This is a genomic window from uncultured Mailhella sp., from assembly GCF_905187505.1.
In the GTDB taxonomy this organism is placed as follows: domain Bacteria; phylum Desulfobacterota; class Desulfovibrionia; order Desulfovibrionales; family Desulfovibrionaceae; genus Mailhella.
The window spans coordinates 1-3679 of the sequence record NZ_CAJJIC010000174.1 but is presented as its reverse complement, the minus strand read 5'-3'; the positions used below and the strand labels follow the sequence as shown (position 1 = coordinate 3679).

The following is a 3679-nucleotide window of genomic DNA, read 5'->3' as shown; positions in this document are numbered from 1 at the left end:
CCGCTCCCGGTTGGGAGCGGGGCCCTTTTGTGCGTTAAGAACGGGCTGCATGGGGAAAGGAAGCTCCAGAAGGAAAGGCGGGAGAAATGTGGCCTTCTGCGTAGCGGAAGGGAAAGGGTTCTCCAGCGGCGGCGTTTTTCCGGGACCGATACGGGAAGGGCGCCTCCTTGGAGCGGAGAAGAAAGGCACGTTCGGACCGGGAAATGCGGGGCATGCCCCACGCATTTTTTTTGGGGGGGGGCGTCGGGGGCGTGCGATGCCGTCTTTTCCGAGCCTCAGAGAAGTCCGGAGAAGGCATCAGGCATGCTGTGTGAGGCGCACCTCATGTACGCCGCAGTCCGTCGAAACATGGGGCCGTGTTCCTGCAGAGAGCTTTTTGCCACAGTCGAGGCCGGGCGAGCTTCAGAAGCTGAGATCGCGGGAGGCGGGGCAGGCCGGCGTTCCTTCGGCGGCCAGTACGGCGGCGTTGACGGCCTTTGCCATGACATGGGCAGCAAGGGTCCCCACGGCGTCCTGATTGGCGTGCACGTTGCCTGTGGAAAGCGCATAGACGGTGTCGCCGTCGGCGGAGGTGTGCACGGGACGTATGGTCCGCGCCAGACCGTTCTGGGCCATGGCTGCGATTTTTTTAAGACGTGTCTTGTCGAAGGCGGCGTTGGTCACGACGCATCCTATGGTGGTGTTGCCCGTAAAGAGGTTGTCCCCGCGCTCCGCACAGGTCGCCATGAGTGCCTTTTCGCTGTCGGCAAAACGTTTTTTGTCCGGCGAGAGCATGCCTGCCAGCTTTCGGCCGCTGTCCGGCTCGAAAACGTCGCCGAGTGCGTTTACGGCAACGACGGCTCCCACGCACACGTCTCCGATGCGTACGGCATGGCAGCCGAGGCCGGATTTCATCATGGTTGCCGTGCCGTTCAGCTTGCCGACGGTGCATCCCGTTCCGGCCCCGATGCTGCCGCAGTCGGCGCGTCTGTTCGCTGCGTCCAGACAGGCGCGGTAGCCCATGTCGGCGTCGGGTCGGGCCGAGGCGTCGCCGATTTCAAGGTCGTACAGGCAGGAGGCGCACACCAGCGGAACGCGGGCGAATCCTGTGTCGAAGCCGCGTCCGCGCTCTTCCAGAAAGCGCATGACGCCGTCTGCGGCGCGCAGTCCGAAGGCGCTGCCTCCGCTGAGAAGCACTGCGTGTATGCGTTCGCAGGAGGCCACGGGCGAGAGCAGCTCCGTTTCCCGGGATGCGGGACCGCCGCCGCGCACATCGACGCCCGCCGCCATGTCGGTGTCGGCAAGGATCACCGTGCAGCCGGTAAGACCCGTCCGGTCTTCGGCGTGACCGAGGCTGAAGCCCGGTATGGCGTTCAGCGGAATTTCAGTCAGAAAATTTTCCATGTTCAAACTCCTTCGTCCGGTTGTGCGGAGGAAAAGGTTTGGCGCAGCCATTTTGGAAGCGTCATGCGGACCTGTCAGGGGCAGAATGTGCCGCAGAGAAAAGAGACGTCTGGCCGTTCGAGCCGAGAGGCTCGTCTACGCCACGGCCAGATAAAGCCCGACCAGCACGAGGTAGCGGAGCAGCTTGGCCGTGAGCGTGATGGAAAAAAAGGACCGGAACGGCTCCCTCATGACCCCGGCGGCAAGGGTAAGCGCATCGCCCATGACGGGCATCCAGCTCAGAAGAAGGGACCAGCGGCCGTACTTGTGATACCAGCGTTCCGCCTTGAGGAGTCGGGCGGGAGACACGGGAAACCAGCGGGCGTGCATGAATCTGTGGGCAAACAGGCCGAGCCACCAGTTGGTGGCCGAGCCCAGACTGTTGCCGGCGGTCGCCACGGCCACGAGCGCCCAGGGGGACTGGTCACCGTCGGCAACGAGGGCGACCAGCACCGCTTCCGACTGGGCGGGAAGAATGGTGGCCGAAACGAAGGCCACGACGAACATGAGCGCATATTCCTTCATGATGGGGCGGACAGACGGCAGGAGGGGGAACATGCGCGGACTCTTCCGGCAGTCATGACGGGACGCCGTCCTTTTTGATCAAAGGGCGGGGCGGTCCTTTTTGCTTCCGGGGAGGAGAGATGGCGCGGAACAGACGGAAGCAGGGCGCCCGATGGAGCGCCCTGCCGAAGAGAACGTCGGATGGGCCGGGCCTGCGGAAGGCCCTGAGCGGCGCTTACTGCTGCATGGGATTGATGCGCACTTCCACGCGGCGGTTCTGCTGGCGGCCGGATTCCGTGTTGTTGTCGGCAATGGGCGAGCTTTCGCCGTAACCTATGGCCTGAATTCTCGAGGCATCGACGCCGCGTTGCACAAGGGCGTTCTTCACGCTCTGAGCACGACGCTCGGAGAGCTGCTGATTGTAGGATTCGGAACCGGAGCTGTCGGTGTGACCGGCCACGAGAATGGTGGTCTGAGGATAGGCGGAAAGCACCTGCGCCACTCGGTCGAGTTCCGTGTAGAGTCCGGGACGGATGCTGGTGGAATTGACGTCGAAGGTGAAGTCGCTCTTGAAGGTGAGCGCGAGGGCGTTGCCTTCACGCTGGACGGCCACGGCCTGCGAGTTGGCCAGCGCCTGACGCATGTCGTTTTCCTGACGGTCCATCATGTTGCCGATGCCGGTTCCGGCAAGACCGCCGATGACGGCGCCCGCCGCGGTGCCGATGAGCGTGGACTTGGTGTTGCCGCCTATGATCTGGCCGAGAATCGCGCCTGCGGCCGCGCCGCCGGCCGTACCGTAGGCCGCGCCCTTGCCCGTGTTGCTCTGCATGGCGCAGCCGCTGCCGAGAAGCAGCGTGACGATGAGTCCGAGAGTGCAGATTTTTTTCATGCTGTGTTCCTTCTGTTCTCCGCGTTCTTCCTGCGGAGAGATGGGCGTTGTGTCATCATTCTTCGTCGGCGGGAGCAGTCCCGTGCTGGTGCGGAAGAACCGGAAAATCTGAAATTCCTTTTTAAGGATATCCGCGACAGGGGAAAAACGCAAATGCGTGCCTTGCCTGCCGAAGGTGTCCGCGGACAGGCCTCTTGCGGCGAAGAGACTTGCTTTTATGGTAAAATATGAACTATTGCCATGAGATAGCGTTGAAGAATGAGATCGGCTGCTCATGCGGTACCTGAGAAGCATTTTTCTCTGGAGCCTTTCAAAATGTTTCAATGCGGGGAAAGACTTTGAAACGTGACTTTTTCAGCCGATGCGCTAAAAAGTATCATGACGGCAGTCGATGTTTCTCCCCTTTGCGACAGCCGTCCTCCCTCAGGATTTCCCCTTGTAACTCCGGTCTGATCGCCGCCTCCTTCGGTCAGACCGGTTTTTCTGTGCGTGCCGCTTTTCAAAGGCGCTTTCCCCGCTGCCGCGTGGTCGTCGGCACAACCGGCAAGATGCGGTCGCCATTCACGGTTCCTTTTGGGGGAAGCGGCAGGGATGCATTGCGTCGAATGGACTCATGAAGGAGTTTTTTCTCTTCAACGTCATGGATGGAAAGAAGGACGGCGCATGAAAGATTTTGAAACGTGACTTTTTGCGGCGTCCTGTTGCAATGTTCATCACAGGTCATGCAGAAAATCATGAACCTTCCATACCCTCCTCGTCTTGTTTTCCCTTATGAGGTCAGCCTGTTCATCCATATATGAACAGGCTGATTTTTTTTAAGACTGAAAACTCCCCGCTATGCGGGGAGTTCCAAAAAGGCGAAGC

The 3679-nt window shown here is 60.8% G+C and carries 4 protein-coding genes; all 4 read right to left on the bottom strand.

Annotation, left to right across the window (positions count from 1 at the left end):
* Window positions 1-402: 402 nt before the first annotated feature.
* Window positions 403-1383, bottom strand: a complete 981-nt coding sequence (locus QZZ60_RS10930) for a P1 family peptidase (RefSeq protein WP_295641336.1) — start codon at window positions 1381-1383, stop codon at window positions 403-405.
* A 135-nt stretch (window positions 1384-1518) separates the two neighbouring features.
* On the bottom strand, window positions 1519-1980 hold the full coding sequence (locus QZZ60_RS10925) for a YqaA family protein (RefSeq protein ID WP_295641334.1): 462 nt from the start codon (window positions 1978-1980) through the stop codon (window positions 1519-1521).
* Window positions 1981-2161: 181 nt separating this feature from the next.
* A complete protein-coding gene (locus QZZ60_RS10920; protein ID WP_295641332.1) occupies window positions 2162-2815 on the bottom strand; it encodes an OmpA family protein in 654 nt (217 codons plus the stop codon).
* Between the two features lie 499 nt (window positions 2816-3314).
* Window positions 3315-3551, bottom strand: coding sequence for a hypothetical protein (locus tag QZZ60_RS10915; protein WP_295641330.1), 237 nt, complete (start codon window positions 3549-3551; stop codon window positions 3315-3317).
* Window positions 3552-3679: the final 128 nt, after the last annotated feature.